Raw genomic sequence first — 17,509 nt, 5'->3', positions numbered from 1 at the left:
CAACGCTCTGCGGGCTAGACGATCGCTCCTGGCGTACCGTCGTCGTGCTCGACCGGTCCGCCGGCGGCCTGCCAGGCGCCCATCCCGCCGTCGACGTTCGCCGCGGGATAGTTCGCCTCGTTGAGGGCGTCGGTGACCATCCGGGACCGAGAGCCGCTGCGGCAGATCACCAGGATCTGCTGATCCTCCGGAAGCTCGTGCTGCCGGATTCCCAGCTCGCCGAGCGGGATGTGGTGGGCGGCCGGAGCGTGCCCGGCCTCCCACTCGTAGCCCTCACGGACATCCAGCAACCACGCCGAACCCGCATCGGAGAGCTGGCGCGCGAGCGCAGCCGACACCTCGTCCTCGGCCAGGAAACCGGTGGAAGCGGAGGCGTCGGTCATCCGGTGCGGCTACTCCGCGGCCGTCGCGACGGCGTCGGTCTTGACGACGGCCTTCGGCCGGATCGAGCGGACCTTCTGGTCGTGCTTGCGGATGGCCGGCTCCCCCTCGCGGAACTGCGAGTACATCGGAGCCGCCAGGAAGATCGTCGAGTACGTGCCGACGATGATGCCGATCAGCAGCGCGAGCGAGATGTCGCGCAGCGTCGCCGCACCGAGGGCGTACGCACCGATGAACAGGATGGACGCGACCGGCAGCACGGCGACGACCGCCGTGTTGATCGACCGGACCAGTGTCTGGTTGACCGCGAGGTTGACCGCCTCGGGGAACGTCCGGCGCGTCAGCTCCAGCTCTTCCTTCGTGTTCTCGCGGATCTTGTCGAACACCACGACCGTGTCGTAGAGCGAGTAGCCGAGGATCGTCAGGAAGCCGATCATGGTCGCGGGCGACACCTCGAAGCCGACGAGCGCGTACACGCCCGCCGTGATGATGAGGTCGTGGAACAGCGACACGATCGCGGCCGCCGACATCTTCCACGTACGGAAGTACAGCGCCATCGCGATGAACGCGAGCAACAGGAACACCACGAGGCCCTGGATGGACTGCTGGGTCACATCCGCGCCCCACGACGGTCCGATGAAGGTCGCGGAGACCTCCGACGCATCGACGCCGTACGCCTTCGCGAGGGCGTCGGACACGTCGCGGGTCTGCGACTCCGAGAGCTGGTCGGTCTGCACGCGCACGGCGTTGGTGCCAATCACGCTCACGTGGGAGACCGCATTGGGGACCACGCTGGTGACCGCGTCCTGTGCCTTCGAGGTGTCGGTGCTCGACACATCGCTCACCTGGAACTGCGACCCACCGCGGAACTCGATGGAGAAGTTGAACCCGCCCTTCACGACAGGGATCAGGATCGACAGCACGACCATGACGGCCGCGATCGAGTACCAGATCTTGCGTCGGCCGACGAAGTCGATCGAGCGCGCCCCGGTGTAGAGGTCGTTACCGAATTTCACAAGCCGGCTGGCCATCAGGAGTCCTTCCCCTCGGTCGAGCGATCCGAGGACGTCGAGGCGCCGGCGAGTTCTGCCGCTTTGCGCTCGGCGATCGTCTGGCGGCGGGCCGCCTCCTTGCTGGCACGGGCGGCCGTGCCGGCTGCGACGGGGACCGTGGGGGCCCGGAACTGCGCCGCGCCGCGGTAGACAGCGCCCAGTGCCTCGGGGTCGAGGCCCGACATCGGGTGCCCGGAGCTGAAGAACCGGGTTCGGGCGAGCAGCTGCAGCGTCGGGTGGGTGAACAGCAGCACGACGATGACGTCGATGATGGTCGTCAATCCCAGCGTGAACGCGAACCCGCGGACGTTGGCCGCGGCGAGGACGTAGAGGACGACGGCCGCGAGCAGGTTCGTCGCCTTCGAGGCGTAGATCGTGCGGCGCGCCCGGCCCCAGCCCGCCTCGACGGCGGACTCGAGACCGCGCCCGTCACGCAGCTCGTCTCGTATTCGCTCGAAGTACACGATGAACGAGTCGGCCGTGAAGCCGATCGCGACGATCAGGCCTGCGACACCCGCGAGCGAGAGCCGGTAGTCGTAGTGCCACGAGAGCAGCGAGATGGTCAGCCAGGTGAGGACACCCGCGACCACCAGCGACAGCATCGTGACGAAGCCGAGCAGGCGGTACTGGAAGAAGGTGTAGATGGCCACCAGGATCAGGCCGATGAGGCCCGCGATCAGACCTGCGAGCAGCTGAGCCGTACCGAGCGTGGCCGAGATGGTGTCCTGGCTCTGCACCTTGAAGCTGAACGGCAGCGCGCCGAACTTCAGCTGGTCGGCGAGGGCCTTCGCGGTGGTCTCGGTGAAGTTACCGGTGATCTGCGGCTTGCCGTCGGTGATGGCCGCCTGCGTGGTGGGCGCCGAGATGACCTTGCCGTCGAGCACGATGGCGAACTGGTTCTGCGAGTTCTTCAGTGCGACGAGTCGGGTGGTGACATCCGCGAAGGCTTTGGTGCCCGCGTCGTTGAAGACGATGTTGACGGCCCACTGACCGGTCGTGACGCCTTGCGAGCTCTGCACCAGACCCGCCGTGGCGTCCTTGATGTCCTGGCCCTTCACCTCGACCGGCCCGAGCAGGTACTTGACCTGGTTCTGGTCGTCGCACGTGATGAGCGGCTTGTCGGTGGGTGCGGAGCTCGACGTCTTGTTCGCGTTGGCCTTGCAGTCGTAGGCGTCGAACTCCGCCTGCAACTGCGGGGTGACCCACGCCAGGTCGCTGCCGTTCGTCGGCTTGGTGGAGGGCGTCGACTGGAGACCAGGGGCCGGCGTCGGGGCCGGGGTCGACTTGCCGTCCGCTCCCACGATCTCATTGGTGGGACCGCCGGCGACGAGGACCGGACGGAAGTCGAGGCGCGCGCTCGACTTGACACGGTCGAGCGTCGCCTGGTCCGGCTTGCCCGGCAGCGAGACGACGATGTTGCGCGAGCCCTCGGTGGAGATCTGCGCCTCGGAAACGCCGGAGGCGTCGATGCGCTGACGGATGATCGACACCGCCTGGTCCAGCTGCTCCTGCTGCACCGACTGACCGTTCTGCACCTGCGGCGACAGAATGATCTGGGTGCCGCCCTCGAGGTCGAGGGCGAGCTTGGGCAGCCAGGTCGCGTTGGAGAACAGAACGCCCGCCGTGAGGGTGCCGAGAAGCACCACCACGAGGACGCCGAGCCACGTCAGCGAACGCCAGGCTTTCTTGACCGGGGTCGACTTTGCCACCTAGGTACTCAGCTTTCTACGAGTCCTCGGCGACTCTCGGGCGCCGGAGGACAGGGAATGTGTCAGTCGTCGCTCTGCGTGCGCTTCTTCGAGGAGTCGTCGAGTCGCTCGCCGTACTCCGGAAGACCGCGCTCGGTGGAACCCTCGGCGGGGATCGCGTGGTCCTCGTTCAGCTCGACGGCGGGACCGGCGACGACATCGCCCTCGGTCTCGGTCTCGGTCTCGGGCTCGGCGACGGTCGGCTCGACAACGCGGGCGAGCACCTGACGGTGAACCTTGACGACGTGGCCCGGGCTGGTCTCGATGAGCGCGGTGTTGTCGCTCTCGTCGACGGACACGAGCGTGCCGTACAGACCGAAGTTGGTCATGACCTCGGCTCCTGGCACCATCTTCGAACGGGTCTCATCCTGGTCGCGACGCCGCTTGCGGCTGTTCCGGAACATGAAGAAGACGAGAGCCGCCAGAATGACGATCATCACGATGGTCAACGGGTCAAAGACCATGGGAAGTTGCCGAACCTTTCAATGGGGGCAAGGGGGTTGGCCGAACGGCCAGCTTGGATTATATGTCATCGACCAGCGTCGGAGGCTGGGAGGAGTCCAGCTTCCGGCTGGGGATCCCCAGGTGGTGCCACGCTGCAGCGGTCGCCATGCGGCCCCGAGGGGTGCGCGTCAGGAGGCCGACGCGCACCAGGAAGGGTTCCACGACGGACTCGATCGTCTCCGCTTCTTCTCCGACCGACACGGCCAGCGTGTTGAGACCGACCGGTCCCCCGTCGAACCGCTCCAGGATGATCTGCAGCACCGCACGGTCGAGCCTGTCGAGGCCGAGCGCATCCACGTCGTACAGGTCGAGGGCGGCGCGCACAGCATCCACATCGGCGCGTTCGCCGTGCACCAGCGCATAGTCGCGCACCCGGCGCAGCAGGCGGTTGGCGATGCGCGGAGTACCCCGGCAGCGTCCGGCGATCTCGGCCAGGGCCTCGCGGTCGACGTCGAACTCGAGCATCGTGGCCGCGCGCGCGAGCACCTGCTCGAGTTCGCCCTCGTCGTAGAACTCGAGGTGAGCGGTGAAGCCGAACCGGTCGCGCAGCGGGTTGGGCAGCAGCCCCGACCGGGTGGTCGCACCGACCAGGGTGAACGGCGCCAGGTCGAGCGGGATGGAGGTGGCACCCGCTCCCTTGCCGACCATGATGTCGATGCGGAAATCCTCCATCGCGAGGTAGAGCATCTCTTCCGCCGACCGGGCCATGCGATGGATCTCGTCGATGAACAGCACCTCGCCGGGTGTGAGCGACGACAGCAGGGCCGCGAGGTCGCCCGCGTGCTGGATGGCCGGTCCGCTCGACATCCGGAGCGGACGCCCGCTCTCGTGGGCCACGATCATGGCGAGCGTCGTCTTGCCGAGTCCGGGAGGTCCGGCGAGGAGGATGTGGTCCGGCGTCCGCTCCTGCATCCGCGCGGCGGTCAGGAGCAGCTGCAGCTGGCCGCGGACCTTCGCCTGACCGACGAACTCTGCCAGGCTGCGCGGCCGGAGGGCGCCCTCGAAGGCCAGCTCCGACTCCGATTCGAGTTCGGGGGCCGTCAGGTCGTCGCTCATCGCGTCGTCTCTCATCCGGTCGTCGCTCATCGGGACACCTGCTGCGCCGGTCCCAGCCGGGCGAGGGTGAGGCGCAGCAGCGTTTGGACGCTGTCACGGTCGCTCTCGGCGGTGTCGGCGACGACATCCGCAATGGTCTCGGCGGCGGTCCGTTCCGGCCAGCCGAGGCCGACGAGGGCGACGAGGACGCTGTCGGTCACCGACGAGGGCGCGCCTGCGGACTTCGCCACCGGCACGGGACGGCGCACCGCGGCGAGCTTGCCCGCCAGGGACACGACGATCAGCTTGGCCGTTTTCGGTCCGATTCCCGACACCTTGCGGAACGGCGCGTCGTCGTCGGCGGCGACGGCCGCGGCGATGTCGTCCGGCGCGAGCACGGACAGCACGCCGATGGCCGACTTGGGGCCGACGCCCGACACACCCGTGAGCAGGTCGAACACCTCCAGCTGCTCGCGGTCGGAGAATCCGAACAGCTGCAGCGCGTCTTCGCGCACGATCAGCGTCGTGTGGATGAACGCCTCCTCACCCACACGGAGCGAGAGCACGTGGTCGGGCGTCAGCTGGACGGAGAACCCGACGCCGCCCACCTCGACGACGGCGGTGCCGCCGCTCGCCGAGAGCACGGTACCGCGGAGGGAGGAGATCACCGTGCCAGCCTACGGGGAGCCGCCGACGCCCGGCCGGAGCGCTCTGCGGCGCGCCACGCAGCCTGCGCGGGAGTCAGCGCGGTGCCCGTCGCTCCCCCGGCATCCGCCGCCACCGGACCGCCTCGCCAGGCGTGGCAGATCGCGATCGCCAGGGCATCCGCCGCGTCCGCGGGCTTCGGCGCCTCTGCGAGTCCGAGGATGCGCGCGACCATCGTCTGCACCTGCTTCTTGTCGGCCGAGCCATAGCCCGTGACCGCCGCCTTCACCTCGCTGGGCGTGTGCAGCGCGACCGGGAGCCCCCGCTTCGCGGCGGAGTGCAGTGCGACGCCGCTCACCTGGGCGGTACCCATGACCGTTCGGAGATTGTGCTGCGCGAAGACGCGCTCGATCGCTACGACCGCCGGCAGGTGCGCATCGAGCAACTCTTCGATCCCGGTGCCGACCGCCAGCAGACGCTCCTCCAGGGGCATGCCCGGGGGCGTGCGGATGACGGCCACCTCGACCAGGGTCGCCCGGCGGTCGGCTCGCACATCCACGATCCCGACGCCGCAGCGCGTCAGACCCGGGTCGATTCCCAGCACCCGGATCGTCACGGTGGCGGCCTACTCGTCGTCGTCGTCGAGCTGCGCCTGCACCTCGGGGCTGATGTCGAGGTTCGTGTAGACGTTCTGGACGTCGTCCGAGTCCTCGAGCGCGTCGATCAGGCGGAACACCTTGCGGGCCACCTCGGCGTCGGCCTCGACGTTGACGGTCGCGACGAACTCCGCGTCGGCCGAGTCGTAGTCGATGCCGGCCTCCTGCAGCGCGGTGCGCGCGGCGACCAGGTCGGACGCCTCCGTCAGCACCTCGAAGCTCTCGCCGCGGTCGGTGACGTCCTCGGCACCCGCGTCGAGCACGGCGGCGAGGACGGTGTCCTCATCCACTCCGGGCGCGTGCGGGACCAGGATGATGCCCTTGCGGTGGAAGTTGTAGGCCACGCTGCCGGGGTCGGCCATGGTGCCGCCGTTCCGCGTCATCGCGGTGCGGACCTCGGCGGCGGCGCGGTTCTTGTTCTCGGTGAGGCACTCGATGAGGAGGGCGACACCGCCCGGGCCGTAGCCCTCGTACATGATCGTCGTGTAGTCGATCGACTCACCGGTGAGGCCGGCGCCCCGCTTGATGGCGCGGTCGATGTTGTCGTTCGGGACGGAGGTCTTCTTGGCCTTCTGCACCGCGTCGACGAGCGTCGGGTTGCCGGACAGGTCGGCGCCGCCGGTCTTGGCCGCCACCTCGATGTTCTTGATCAGCTTCGCGAAGGACTTCGCGCGGCGGGAGTCGATGACCGCCTTCTTGTGCTTGGTCGTCGCCCACTTGGAATGCCCGGACACTGGTGCTCCCTCGAATTACGTTTCGAACCTGACCATAGTAATGCCTCGGCCCCGCGCGGACCGGCCGGCGGACGGGTCAGCGCGCCGCGAGCGCCCGATGCACGGACGACACGGCGCTGGCGCCCTCGCCGACGGCGGCCGCGATGCGCTTCATCGACCCGTGCCGCACATCCCCCGCGGCGAACACGCCCGGGATGCTGGTCTCGAACGGGAACGGACCCCTCCCGCCGTCCTCTCCCTCCGGCAGGTCGACGTCGGTGAGGAGGAAGCCGCTGGGGTCGACCGCGACACCGGTCAGCCACTCCGCTCGCGGCTGCGCGCCGACGAAGCAGAACAGTGCGGCCGCAGGGACGCGCGTCTCGGTGCCCCCGGCCGACGAGGTGACGGTGACCGCATCCAGCTGGACGCCTCCGTGCAGAGCCGTGACGTCCGAGGACGTGTGGAGCGTGATCCGCGGGTGCGAGACCACCCGCTCGACGAGGTACGACGACATCTTGGCTTCGATCGCCGCACCCCGGACGACCAGGCTCACCTCGCTCCCGAGTCCCGCCAGGTAGAGCGCGGCCTGCCCGGCGGAGTTGGCACCCCCGACCACCACGGCGGGACGCCGGTCGACGGCCCGCGCCTCGAGGTCGGTGGTGGCGAAGAAGATGCTGCCGCCCTCGAAGTCGGCCCAGCGGTCCAGCGGCAGACGCCGATAGCGCGCCCCGGTCGCGATCACCACCGCCCGGGCGAAGAGGTCCTCGCCCTCGGCGAGGCGCAGGCGGAGTCCGTCCGCCGTGGGCACGAGTTCGCTGATCTCGGTCGGCGCCGAGACGCGCACGCCGAATTTCAGCGCCTGGACCAGGCCGAGCTCGGTCAGTTCGGCTCCCGAGACGCCGGCCGGGAAGCCCAGGTAGTTCTCGATCCGGGAGCTCGCCGCCGCCTGGCCGCCGGGAGCCAGCGCATCCACCACCAGGGTCGAGAGCCCCTCCGAGGCGCCGTAGATGCCCGCGGCGAGGCCCGCCGGACCGGCTCCCACCACGACGAGGTCGAACCGGTCGCCGTCGCGGTAGCGGTAGGCGAGTCCGACCGCCTCTGCGAGTGCCAGCGGCGTCGCGGCGGGCAACGCGGTTCCGCGGGTGATCACGAGGGGCAGGTCCGCCTCCCCGTGCCCTGTGCTCTCCAGGAGGGTGCGTCCGGCGTCGGAGGAGGCGTCCATCCACCGGTGCGGCAGTTCCATCCGGGCGGCGTACCGGCGGAGAGCCAACGACGCTCCGGAGGCCTCGTCGCCGACGATCTCGATCGCGCGGTCGGCTGCCGCCATCAGCAGTCGGCGGCGTGCCCGGAACGCGCCGAGCAGCGTCTCCGACAGCGCTCCGTCGGTCGCCATGATCTGCTTGAACATCGCGTTCGGGATGCGCCGCACCCGGCCGGCTTCGGTGATCACAGCCGTGAGCAGCGACTTCTGGCCGCTCAGCATGCTGATCTCGCCCAGGAACTCGCCGCCATGCCACTGCGCCACGGTCCGCGCGGGCGAGTCCGCGGTCGCATCGCGGATGATGTCGACCCGTCCGGACTCCATCACGAAGAAGTCGAGATGGTCGTCGCCCGCCCGGAACAGGATGTCGCCCTCGGCGACCTCCTCCGACGTCCCGAGCGCGAAGAGCCGCTCCTGCTCGTCCTGCGCGAGGACGGGATTCCCGGCGGTGCCGACGGGGACGCGGAACGGCGGGCGCTCAGCCACGCGGATTCCGGGGTACGGATGCGGCCAGGGCACGGGTGACGAGGGGCACGTCGCGATCATATGGTGCGACGCTCACGGCGCACCATGGCCTCAACCCGCTTCGCGCACCTTCGCGAGGAAGTACTCGTGGAACCGCGTGTCCCCGGTGATCTCGGGGTGGAACGACGTGCCGATCAGGTTGCCCTGCTCCACGGCGACGACGCGGCCGTCCTCGACCTGGGCCAGAGCGGTCGCCCGCTCCCCCACGCTCTCGACGATGGGTGCGCGGATGAAGACGGCGTGCATCGGCTCAGCGCCCACGGCGGGGATGTCGAGGTCGGTCTCGAACGAGTCCACCTGCGAGCCGAAGGCATTGCGCCGCACCGCGACATCCAGCCCGCCGAGTGTCTGCTGACCCGCGATCCCGTCGAGGATGCGATCCGCGAGCATGATCAGGCCGGCGCAGGTGCCGTACACCGGGAGGCCGTCGCCGATGGCTGCGCGCAGCGGCTCTGCCAGCCCGAACGCGCGTGACAGCTTGTCCATGACGCTGGACTCCCCGCCCGGGATGACCAGGCCGCCGATCTCGGAGAGCTCGGAGGGTCGCCGCACGGGTACCGCGTCGGCTCCCAGCCCGCGCAGGACCGCGAGGTGCTCGCGGAAGTCGCCCTGCAGGGCGAGGACGCCGACCTTCTGTGCCCTACCAGCCACGCTCGGCCAGGCGGTGCGGCGCCGGGAGGTCGGACACGTTGATGCCCACCATCGCCTCACCGAGACCGCGCGAGACCTCCGCGATGACCGACGGGTCGTCGTAGAAGGTGGTCGCCTTGACGATCGCGGCGGCCCGCTGCTCCGGGTTGCCGGACTTGAAGATGCCCGAGCCGACGAACACTCCGTCGGCACCCAGCTGCATCATCATCGCGGCGTCCGCCGGGGTGGCCACGCCGCCCGCGGTGAACAGCACGACCGGGAGCTTGCCCGTCTCGGCGATCTCGCGCACGAGCTCGTAGGGAGCCTGCAGCTCCTTGGCCGCGACGTACAGCTCATCCTTGGACTTCGAGCGCAGCGCGTTGATCTCCGCCGTGATCGTGCGGATGTGCTTGGTCGCCTCGGACACGTCGCCGGTGCCCGCCTCGCCCTTGGAGCGGATCATGGCCGCGCCCTCGGTGATGCGGCGGAGCGCCTCGCCGAGGTTCGTCGCGCCGCAGACGAACGGGACCGTGAAGTTCCACTTGTCGATGTGGTTGACGTAGTCGGCGGGCGAGAGCACCTCCGACTCGTCGATGTAGTCGACATCGAGTGCCTGGAGCACCTGCGCCTCGACGAAGTGGCCGATGCGCGCCTTCGCCATGACCGGGATCGAGACCTCGGCGATGATGGCTTCGATCAGGTCCGGGTCGCTCATGCGGGCGACGCCGCCCTGCGAGCGGATGTCGGCGGGGACGCGCTCGAGAGCCATCACGGCGACCGCGCCGGCGTCCTCGGCGATGCGGGCCTGCTCGGGAGTGACGACGTCCATGATGACGCCGCCCTTCAGCATCTCGGCGAGGCCGCGCTTGACGCGGCTCGATCCGATCGCGGTGCCCTGGTCGCTGTCAGTCATGATCGCCCTCTCGTGCGGTACAAACAAATTTTTGGCCTATGCCGAACGATAGCATCCCGGCTCGCGCTCGATAGACTCGCAGCGTCGGGAGGCACATGGACCAGCAGACCATCACGGGCACGACCGCGTCGGAGATCGCGGCGAGCGTGCGCGCGCTGCACGAACGCGGCGCGCTGCGCACGGGCGACGCCCTCCCCCCGGTGCGCGAACTCGCCGCCCAGCTGGGCGTCAACCGCAACACCGCCGTCGCCGCCTACCGGCTGCTCGCGCAAGCCGGCGTGGTCACCGCGCGCGGCCGTGCCGGCACGGTCGTCGCCGGGCTCGCCGCCGTCGCGCAGGAGGGTTACGCCGCCGGAAGTGTGCTCAGGGACATCGGCACCGGCAATCCCGACCCCGGGCGCATCCCGGACCTGACCGCCGCACTCGCCGGCGCCGTCGGGCGGCCCGTGCTCTACGGCGAGCCCGTGATCGACCCTGCCCTCGAGGGGCGCGCCCTCGCCTGGATCAGCGCCGACCTCCCGGAACGGCCCGTCCGGATCACCGTGACCAACGGGGCGGTGGATGCGGTCGAGCGCCTGCTCGCGCAGGCCCTGTCGCGCGACGACGCGGTCGCCCTCGAAGACCCCTGCTTCCTCGCCAGCATCCACACCGTCCGGCTGGGCGGTTACCGTGCCGTTCCGGTACCGGTGGACGCGGAGGGCATGACCGTGGACGGCCTGCGGGCCGCACTCGACGACGGCGTCCGCGCGATCATCTGCACTCCGCGCGCGCAGAATCCGACCGGGGCGACGCTCTCCCCCACCCGGGCCGCCGAACTCCGGGCCGTGCTCGCGGACCACCCGTACGTGCTCGTCATCGAGGACGACCACTTCTCGATGCTCTCCCAGCGCCCCTACGAGACGCTCATCGGGCAGGGGCACCGGCGGTACGCCCTGGTGCGGTCGGTGTCGAAGTCGCTCGGCCCGGACATGTGCCTCGCCGTCGCCGCGACCGACCCGGAGACGGCCGAGCGGCTCTCACTGAGGCTGAGCCCGGGCACCACCTGGGTCAGCCACATCCTGCAGCGGCTCGTGCTCGCGCAGCTCACCGACGACGCGGCACTGGGCAAGGTCGCCGCCGCCGGGCGCCACTACGCCGAGCGGAACACCGCGTTCGCCGCCCGGCTGACGGAGCGCGGACTCCCCACCGAGGCGGGTGACGGCCTCAACCTGTGGGTCGACCTGCAAGTGGAGGCGAAGCCCGTCGCCGACCGGCTGATGCGGCGCGGCTGGCTCGCCCGGACAGGCGACGAATTCCTGCTCGGCGAGCACCCCACGCCGTCGCATCACCTGCGGCTCACCGTCCACGACCTCTCCGAGGACGAGACCGAACGACTCCTCGACGATCTGACCGACGCCGTGAAGTGACCAACGGGCGAGATGAGAGGATCGAGGGATGAAGATCCTCTCGATCCAGTCCGCGGTCGCCTACGGTCACGTCGGTAACTCCGCCGCCGTCTTCCCGCTCCAGCGCATCGGCGTCGAGGTACTGCCCGTCTACACGGTGAACTTCTCCAACCACACCGGCTACGGCGCCTGGCGCGGTCCGCTCATCTCCCCCGACGACGTGCGTGACGTGATCACCGGCATCGAGGAGCGCGGCGTGCTCGGGCAGGTGGATGCGGTGCTGTCCGGCTACCAGGGCGGAGAGGGCATCGGCGACGTCATCATCGACGCGGTCGCGCGGGTCAAGGCCGCCAATCCCGACGCCGTCTACGCCTGCGACCCGGTCATGGGAAACGCGAAGTCGGGCTGCTTCGTCGCCCCGGCCATCCCGGTGCTGCTGCGCGAGCGCGTCGTCCCGGTCGCCGACATCATCACGCCCAACCAGTTCGAGCTCGGGTTCCTGACCGAGACGTCGCCGGACACCCTGGAGTCGACGCTCGAGTCGGTGGATGCGGCGCGCGCGATGGGCCCGCGGACCGTCCTCGTGACGAGCGTGGAGCGTCCGGACGCACCGGCGGACACGATCGAGATGCTGGCCGTCGACGACGCGGGCGCGTGGATCGTGCAGACGCCGCGGCTCCCGATGAAGGCGAACGGCTCCGGCGACGTGACGGCCGCGCTGTTCACCGCGCACTACGTCCGCACCGGTGACGCCGAGCTCGCACTCCGCAAGACCGTGTCGAGCGTCTTCGACCTGCTCACCCGGACCCTGGAGTCCGGCGAGCGGGAACTCCAGCTCGTCGAGTCCCAGGAGTCCTACGCCCACCCCCGCGAGCAGTTCCCCGTCACCCGGGTCCGCTGACCCTGCTCCTGCCCCCGCGTCTGCAACCATCGCTTCCTCGATTAATCCGCGAATCGACGGCGTGTCGCCGGACTAAGTGAGGAAGCGATGGTCAGGGCGTGGGCCAGGCGGCGGCGAGGGAGGCCCGGACCTCGCCGAGGAGCTGGGGCAGGGCCTTCGTCTTGGCGATGATCGGGAAGAAGTTCGCATCCTGAGCCCACCGCGGGACGATGTGCTGGTGCAGGTGCGCCGCGATGCCGGCTCCCGCGACCGCACCCTGGTTCATGCCGATGTTGAACCCGTCGTTGTGCGACACCTCGCGGATGACGCGCATCGCCGTCTGGGTGATGCTGCCGATCTCGGCGACCTCCTCCGGCGTCGCCTCGTCGTACAGGGCGATGTGCCGGTACGGGACGACGAGCAGGTGGCCGCTGTTGTACGGGAACAGGTTGAGCAGCGCGTACGCGTGCGTGCCGCGGGCGACGATCAGCGCATCCTCGTCGCTCATGCTCGGCGCGACGCAGAACGGGCAGTCGTCTTTGTTGGGCTGCTGACCGTTCTGGATGTACACCATCCGGTGCGGAGTCCACAGCCGCTGGAACTCGTCCGGCACGCCGACCAGGTACGACGGGTCGTCGATGCGGACGCGCTCCCCGGCGCCGGACGCGGAGTCATCCGCACCGCCGCCGGGGACGCCGTCCTCGTACGAGTCCAGGTTCAGTCGTGCCATGCCGTGTCGACCAGCTCGTGGGATCGGATGCTCTCGACGATGCGCTCGATCGCGTCGTCGACCGTCACACCGTTGCGCTGCGTGCCGTCCCGGAACCGGAAGCTGACCGTGCCGGCCGCCGCATCCTCTTCGCCCACGATCAGCTGGAAGGGGACCTTGGCCTTCGTGTGCGTGCGGATCTTCTTCTGCATCCGGTCGTCCGAGTGGTCGACCTCAGCACGGACGCCGCGCGCACGGAGGCGCGAGATCACGTCGTCGAGGAACGGCGCGTACTGGTCCGCGACGGGGATGCCGACCACCTGCACGGGCGACAGCCACACCGGGAACGCCCCCGCGTAGTGCTCCAGCAGGATCGCGAAGAAGCGCTCGATCGAGCCCAGCAGCGCGCGGTGGATCATCGCGGGCTGCTTGCGGGTGCCGTCGGCGGCGTTGTACTCCAGCTCGAACAGCTCCGGCTGGTTGAAGTCGAGCTGAACCGTCGAGAGCTGCCAGGTGCGGCCGATCGCGTCGCGCGCCTGCACCGAGATCTTCGGGCCGTAGAACGCGGCGCCACCCGGGTCATCCACGAGCTCCAGCCCGGACTCGACCGCGACCTGCCGGAGGGTCTCCGTGGCGGTCTCCCAGCTCTCGTCGCTCCCGACGTACTTGTCCGGGTCTTTCGTCGACAGCTCCAGGTAGAAGTCGGTCAGACCGTAGCCGCGCAGGGTCTCGAGGACGAACTCGAGCTGGCGGGTGACCTCGTCCTTGATCTGCTCCTCGGTGACGTAGATGTGCGCGTCGTCCTGGGTGAGGCCGCGGACGCGGGTCAGGCCGGACAGGGTGCCCGACTTCTCGTACCGGTACACCGTCCCGAACTCGGCCAGGCGCAGCGGGAGTTCGCGGTAGCTGCGTCCACGCGCCCGGTAGATGAGATTGTGCATCGGGCAGTTCATCGGCTTGAGGTAGTAGTCCTGCCCCTGCCGGGTGATGTTGCCGTCGGCGTCGGTCTCCTCATCCAGGTGCATGGGAGGGAACATGCCCTCCTTGTACCAGTTGAGGTGCTGACTGGTCTCGAAGAGGTGCGCCTTGGTGATGTGCGGCGTGTTCACCAGCTCGTAGTCGTTGGCGATCAGCCGCTCGCGCATGTAGTTCTCGATCTCGTTGCGGACGATCCCACCCTTGGGGTGGAACACCGCGAGGCCCGAGCCGATCTCCTCGGGGAAGGAGAACAGGTCGAGCTCGGCGCCGAGCTTGCGGTGGTCGCGCTTGGCGGCCTCCTCCATTCGCGTCTGGTAGGCACGCAGCTCGTCCTTGCTCGGCCATGCCGTCCCGTAGATGCGCTGCAGCTGCTTGTTCTTCTCGTTGCCGCGCCAGTACGCAGCGGCGACGCGGGTGAGCGCCCAGCCGTTGCCGATCATGCGGGTGTTCGGCAGGTGCGGGCCGCGGCAGAGGTCCTTCCAGACCGTCTCGCCGCTCTTGGGGTCGACGTTGTCGTAGATGGTCAGCTCGCCGGAACCGACCTCGACGCTCTCCGTCGCATCGAACGCGGCGGTGTCGCCGTGCTGGACTCCGCCCTTCAGGCCGATCAGCTCCAGCTTGTACGGCTCGCCGGCGAGCTCGGCGCGCGCCTCGTCGTCGGTGACGACCCGGCGCACGAAACGCTGGCCCGCCCGCTGAATGCGCGCCATCTCCTTCTCGAGGGCCTTCAGATCTTCGGGGGTGAAGGAGTCGGGCACGTCGAAGTCGTAGTAGAAGCCGTCCGTGATGGGCGGCCCGATGCCCAGCTTCGCGTCCGGGTTGATCGACTGCACTGCCTGTGCGAGCACGTGGGCGGTGGAGTGGCGCAGGATGTTGAGGCCGTCGGGCGAGTCGATGGTCACCGGCTCGACGACGTCGGTCGTAGTGACGGTCGTCGCGAGGTCCTTCAGCTCGCCGTTGACGCGCATCGCGACAACGGAACGGTCGGTGAAGAGCTCGAAGCCGTCAGCCACCTGTCCACTCCTTATTCGTTGGGTCCGGAACGGTTCAACTCTAGTCGGCTACGGGATGGCGCCTGGGCCGGTACCATCCGCCCCCGCCCTCGGAGTATCGGCTTCCCGAAGGCGTGGTGGCTGCGGCTGCGATTCGTGTGTTCGGTTATGCTTCCTGGGCTTTCTGAATGCAGCTATTTCCCGGTGCACCCGAAATGGAACCATCCGGGCCGGTCCGGACAGTAGAGGGTATGAGCACGGATGAGTTCGACGAGGCCGCGGCCTGGTCGGCGGCACGCGGCGGGGACGGCCCCGCGTTCGCGTCGCTGTTCGACCGCCACCGCGACCGCGTCTTCGGCCACGCGCTGCGGCTGGTGCGCGAACGGCACGACGCCGAGGATGTGACTGCAGTCGTCTTCCTCGAAGCATGGCGCAAGCGCGAGTCCGTGCGCCTGGTCGACGGGTCCATCATCGGCTGGCTCCTGGTGACGACCAACTTCGCCGTCCGCAACCACGCCCGGGGGCTGCGCCGCTATCGAACCGCGCTCGCGAGGATCCCCATACCAGCGCCGCAGGAGGACCACGCTCCCGCGGTGGACGACACGCTCGACGGCGCCGGCCGCGACCGCAAGGTGCGCGAGGCGTTCACGAAGCTGAGCAAACGCGATCAGGACGTCATCACGCTGTGCGTGCTCGAGGAGCTCACCACCGCGCAGGCGGCCGACGCCCTCGGCGTCCCCGAGGGCACCGTCAAGTCGCGCCTCTCCCGCGCTCGTAAACGGCTCACCGAACTGGCCTCGCCGCTCGCTGCGGTCTCCGATACCGACTCCACGATCCTCGAAGGAGGTGCACGATGAGCACCACGGACTTCACCCCCGAGCGCAGCGCCGCCATCCGGCAGCTGCTGATCGACACCGTCGCCGACGAGCCGCGCCGCCGCAAGCACCTCCAGATCCTGTTGACCAGCGTGCTCTCCGCCATCGCGCTCGTCCTCGCCGGAGGAACGGCAGCGCTCGCCCTCACCGGCGTCATCCACTTCGGGGGCGACGACACCCCGCCCGCCCCGGCGCCCGCACCGACGCAGACGGTCACACCGACGCCCACGCCGACCCCGACGCCCACGCCGACGCCGCGGCCGATCGCGGTGCAGAGCTCATTGATCGCACCGCGCGATGTCACGTCCCTCCCGGCGAAGCCGTCCTGGGCCCTGGATCTGCCAGCCAGCGGAGACCCCTGCGAGCAGTACTCGACCATCAATATCGCCGACGGGCTGGCCCTGTTCCAGATGGGTGCCGTCGAGGTGGGCGACGCGGGGAACTGCGATGCCGCGAACCAGAACGTCTCCCTCACCCTCGTGGACACCGCCGCCGGCAAAGCTGTGTGGTCACGCCAGTGGGCGTGGGCGGTTCCCCTTGACCAGTCCTACGGCGGCACGCGCGTCACCACCACCGTGCTCGGAACGTCGGGTCGCCTGCTCGTCTACAACCCCGAGCGCTCGGGCGGACCGCACGAAATCATCGCGCTGGCCGACGGCAGTATGCTCGGCTCCTTCGATCCCGGCGATCAGCGTTACCAGGATCCGGTCGCCGTACCCGGAGACTCAGGAGACGTCATCATGACGCTCCCGACGGCGCAGCCGCAGATCGCCCGCGTCGACCCGCTCGACTTCGGGAACCCGCGATGGACGACCGCCGTCGACGGAACGAGCGCCTCGCTCTTCCCACTCGGCGTGACCGGCCTGGTCGGCATGTCGTACTCGGGCGCGACGGGATACAACAGTGCGTTGGTGTCCGTGGATGACGGGCATCTCATCCCGGGCGCCTTCCAGAGCCCGGAGGTCGCCGACGGCGCGGCCGTGCAGGTCGTGTCTCAGCCCGATGGACGCGTGGCCATGACCGCGGTCGATCCCGCCGATGGCTCCACCCTGTGGTCCCGTACCAAGGCGGCGGACTCGTCGATCGGAGTCGTCGAAGAAGCATCGGCTGAGCCGGGCGTTCCGGCCATCCTCCACGCTCCGACCGGGTACCTCGTCGAGTTCTCCGCTGCGTCCATCGAATTGATCGACGCCCGGACGGGCTCGGATGTGTGGAGCGTCGATGCGACAAGCTGCGCAGCCGGCCTCCGTCCGGGCTACGTGATCACGGCGATGGATCCGGCCCACGACTCCATCACCTTCACCAACGGCACCGACCTGTGCCGGCTGGACGCGCATTCCGGTGCTGTGCTTCACGGTGTCGACTTCGCGCCTCAGAAGACCGGCGGCCCCGTCTTCGGCAGCGACGTCCTCTATCCGCACAATTACTGGGATGAAGCCGGAACGGGCACCGCATACGACCTGTCGACCGGAGCCCAGCTCTGGAGCACGCCGACGAAGGCCGGAGAGCACTGGTTCTTCGCGGGCGGAATCCTCGTACGCCAGATCGGCGGCCACATCGAGTCGGTTGGCTGACCCAGAACCGGGGGGAGAAAAAGAGGGGGGAATAAGGGGGACGGCGAACGGCT

At 69.3% G+C, this 17,509-nt stretch carries 17 protein-coding genes; 4 read left to right on the top strand and 13 right to left on the bottom strand.

What is annotated here, in order from left to right; translation table 11 throughout:
• Positions 1 to 14 precede the first annotated feature (14 nt).
• The 11 genes from P3F85_RS06335 to pdxS form a co-directional block, all read right to left on the bottom strand.
• On the bottom strand, positions 15 to 383 hold the full coding sequence (locus tag P3F85_RS06335; RefSeq protein WP_374010397.1) for a rhodanese-like domain-containing protein: 369 nt from the start codon (positions 381 to 383) through the stop codon (positions 15 to 17).
• Positions 384 to 392: 9 nt separating this feature from the next.
• Complete coding sequence (secF, locus tag P3F85_RS06330; RefSeq protein WP_374010396.1) at positions 393 to 1,412, bottom strand: protein translocase subunit SecF; 1,020 nt, start codon at positions 1,410 to 1,412, stop codon at positions 393 to 395.
• A complete protein-coding gene (gene secD, locus P3F85_RS06325) occupies positions 1,412 to 3,142 on the bottom strand; it encodes a protein translocase subunit SecD (RefSeq protein ID WP_374010395.1) in 1,731 nt (576 codons plus the stop codon). The genes secF and secD overlap by 1 nt, the downstream gene beginning before the upstream one ends.
• Positions 3,143 to 3,204: 62 nt before the next feature.
• Positions 3,205 to 3,645: a preprotein translocase subunit YajC gene (yajC, locus tag P3F85_RS06320; protein ID WP_374010394.1), complete on the bottom strand. Its 441-nt coding sequence runs from the start codon at positions 3,643 to 3,645 to the stop codon at positions 3,205 to 3,207.
• Positions 3,646 to 3,703: 58 nt separating this feature from the next.
• Positions 3,704 to 4,741, bottom strand: a complete 1,038-nt coding sequence (ruvB, locus tag P3F85_RS06315; protein ID WP_374010883.1) for a Holliday junction branch migration DNA helicase RuvB — start codon at positions 4,739 to 4,741, stop codon at positions 3,704 to 3,706.
• Between the two features lie 26 nt (positions 4,742 to 4,767).
• Positions 4,768 to 5,388, bottom strand: a complete 621-nt coding sequence (gene ruvA / locus P3F85_RS06310) for a Holliday junction branch migration protein RuvA (protein WP_374010393.1) — start codon at positions 5,386 to 5,388, stop codon at positions 4,768 to 4,770.
• On the bottom strand, positions 5,385 to 5,975 hold the full coding sequence (ruvC, locus tag P3F85_RS06305; protein ID WP_374010882.1) for a crossover junction endodeoxyribonuclease RuvC: 591 nt from the start codon (positions 5,973 to 5,975) through the stop codon (positions 5,385 to 5,387). Before ruvC ends, ruvA begins: the two co-directional genes overlap by 4 nt.
• A gap of 15 nt (positions 5,976 to 5,990) precedes the next feature.
• Positions 5,991 to 6,755 (bottom strand): YebC/PmpR family DNA-binding transcriptional regulator, encoded by a 765-nt coding sequence (locus P3F85_RS06300; RefSeq protein ID WP_374010392.1) that lies wholly within the window; start codon positions 6,753 to 6,755, stop codon positions 5,991 to 5,993.
• Positions 6,756 to 6,831: 76 nt separating this feature from the next.
• A complete protein-coding gene (locus tag P3F85_RS06295) occupies positions 6,832 to 8,481 on the bottom strand; it encodes an FAD-dependent oxidoreductase (RefSeq protein ID WP_374010391.1) in 1,650 nt (549 codons plus the stop codon).
• A 90-nt stretch (positions 8,482 to 8,571) separates the two neighbouring features.
• Positions 8,572 to 9,171, bottom strand: a complete 600-nt coding sequence (pdxT, locus tag P3F85_RS06290; RefSeq protein WP_374010390.1) for a pyridoxal 5'-phosphate synthase glutaminase subunit PdxT — start codon at positions 9,169 to 9,171, stop codon at positions 8,572 to 8,574.
• A complete protein-coding gene (pdxS, locus tag P3F85_RS06285) occupies positions 9,161 to 10,063 on the bottom strand; it encodes a pyridoxal 5'-phosphate synthase lyase subunit PdxS (protein WP_374010389.1) in 903 nt (300 codons plus the stop codon). The genes pdxT and pdxS overlap by 11 nt, the downstream gene beginning before the upstream one ends.
• A 95-nt stretch (positions 10,064 to 10,158) precedes the next feature.
• On the opposite strand from pdxS, the gene P3F85_RS06280 reads away from it, so the two are divergent.
• Positions 10,159 to 11,469 (top strand): aminotransferase class I/II-fold pyridoxal phosphate-dependent enzyme, encoded by a 1,311-nt coding sequence (locus P3F85_RS06280; RefSeq protein WP_374010388.1) that lies wholly within the window; start codon positions 10,159 to 10,161, stop codon positions 11,467 to 11,469.
• A gap of 28 nt (positions 11,470 to 11,497) precedes the next feature.
• On the top strand, positions 11,498 to 12,349 hold the full coding sequence (pdxY, locus tag P3F85_RS06275; RefSeq protein ID WP_374010387.1) for a pyridoxal kinase PdxY: 852 nt from the start codon (positions 11,498 to 11,500) through the stop codon (positions 12,347 to 12,349).
• 91 nt (positions 12,350 to 12,440) lie between these two features.
• Here pdxY and P3F85_RS06270 read toward each other — a convergent pair whose 3' ends face one another.
• Positions 12,441 to 13,058: an HIT domain-containing protein gene (locus tag P3F85_RS06270; protein WP_374010386.1), complete on the bottom strand. Its 618-nt coding sequence runs from the start codon at positions 13,056 to 13,058 to the stop codon at positions 12,441 to 12,443.
• On the bottom strand, positions 13,046 to 15,028 hold the full coding sequence (thrS, locus tag P3F85_RS06265; protein ID WP_374010385.1) for a threonine--tRNA ligase: 1,983 nt from the start codon (positions 15,026 to 15,028) through the stop codon (positions 13,046 to 13,048). Before thrS ends, P3F85_RS06270 begins: the two co-directional genes overlap by 13 nt.
• A gap of 230 nt (positions 15,029 to 15,258) precedes the next feature.
• Here thrS and P3F85_RS06260 point away from each other — a divergent pair, with 230 nt between their 5' ends.
• On the top strand, positions 15,259 to 15,864 hold the full coding sequence (locus tag P3F85_RS06260) for an RNA polymerase sigma factor (protein ID WP_374010384.1): 606 nt from the start codon (positions 15,259 to 15,261) through the stop codon (positions 15,862 to 15,864).
• Positions 15,861 to 17,456 (top strand): PQQ-binding-like beta-propeller repeat protein, encoded by a 1,596-nt coding sequence (locus P3F85_RS06255; protein ID WP_374010383.1) that lies wholly within the window; start codon positions 15,861 to 15,863, stop codon positions 17,454 to 17,456. Before P3F85_RS06260 ends, P3F85_RS06255 begins: the two co-directional genes overlap by 4 nt.
• Positions 17,457 to 17,509 lie beyond the last annotated feature (53 nt).

Source organism: Leifsonia sp. T36S-04, assembly GCF_042465655.1.
Classification (GTDB): domain Bacteria; phylum Actinomycetota; class Actinomycetes; order Actinomycetales; family Microbacteriaceae; genus Leifsonia.
Note: the sequence above shows the minus strand (reverse complement) of the source record. Positions and strands in the feature narration are given on the sequence as shown.

Excerpts from the sequence above, each read along its gene's own strand:
- P3F85_RS06335 (WP_374010397.1), bottom strand. The coding sequence starts at position 383 with ATGACCGACGCCTCCGCTTCCACCGGTTTCCTGGCCGAGGACGAGGTG.
- secF (WP_374010396.1), bottom strand. The coding sequence starts at position 1,412 with ATGGCCAGCCGGCTTGTGAAATTCGGTAACGACCTCTACACCGGGGCG.
- yajC (WP_374010394.1), bottom strand. The coding sequence starts at position 3,645 with ATGGTCTTTGACCCGTTGACCATCGTGATGATCGTCATTCTGGCGGCT.
- ruvB (WP_374010883.1), bottom strand. The coding sequence starts at position 4,741 with ATGAGCGACGACCTGACGGCCCCCGAACTCGAATCGGAGTCGGAGCTG.
- pdxS (WP_374010389.1), bottom strand. The coding sequence starts at position 10,063 with ATGACTGACAGCGACCAGGGCACCGCGATCGGATCGAGCCGCGTCAAG.
- P3F85_RS06280 (WP_374010388.1), top strand. The coding sequence starts at position 10,159 with ATGGACCAGCAGACCATCACGGGCACGACCGCGTCGGAGATCGCGGCG.
- pdxY (WP_374010387.1), top strand. The coding sequence starts at position 11,498 with ATGAAGATCCTCTCGATCCAGTCCGCGGTCGCCTACGGTCACGTCGGT.
- P3F85_RS06270 (WP_374010386.1), bottom strand. The coding sequence starts at position 13,058 with ATGGCACGACTGAACCTGGACTCGTACGAGGACGGCGTCCCCGGCGGC.
- P3F85_RS06260 (WP_374010384.1), top strand. The coding sequence starts at position 15,259 with ATGAGCACGGATGAGTTCGACGAGGCCGCGGCCTGGTCGGCGGCACGC.
- P3F85_RS06255 (WP_374010383.1), top strand. The coding sequence starts at position 15,861 with ATGAGCACCACGGACTTCACCCCCGAGCGCAGCGCCGCCATCCGGCAG.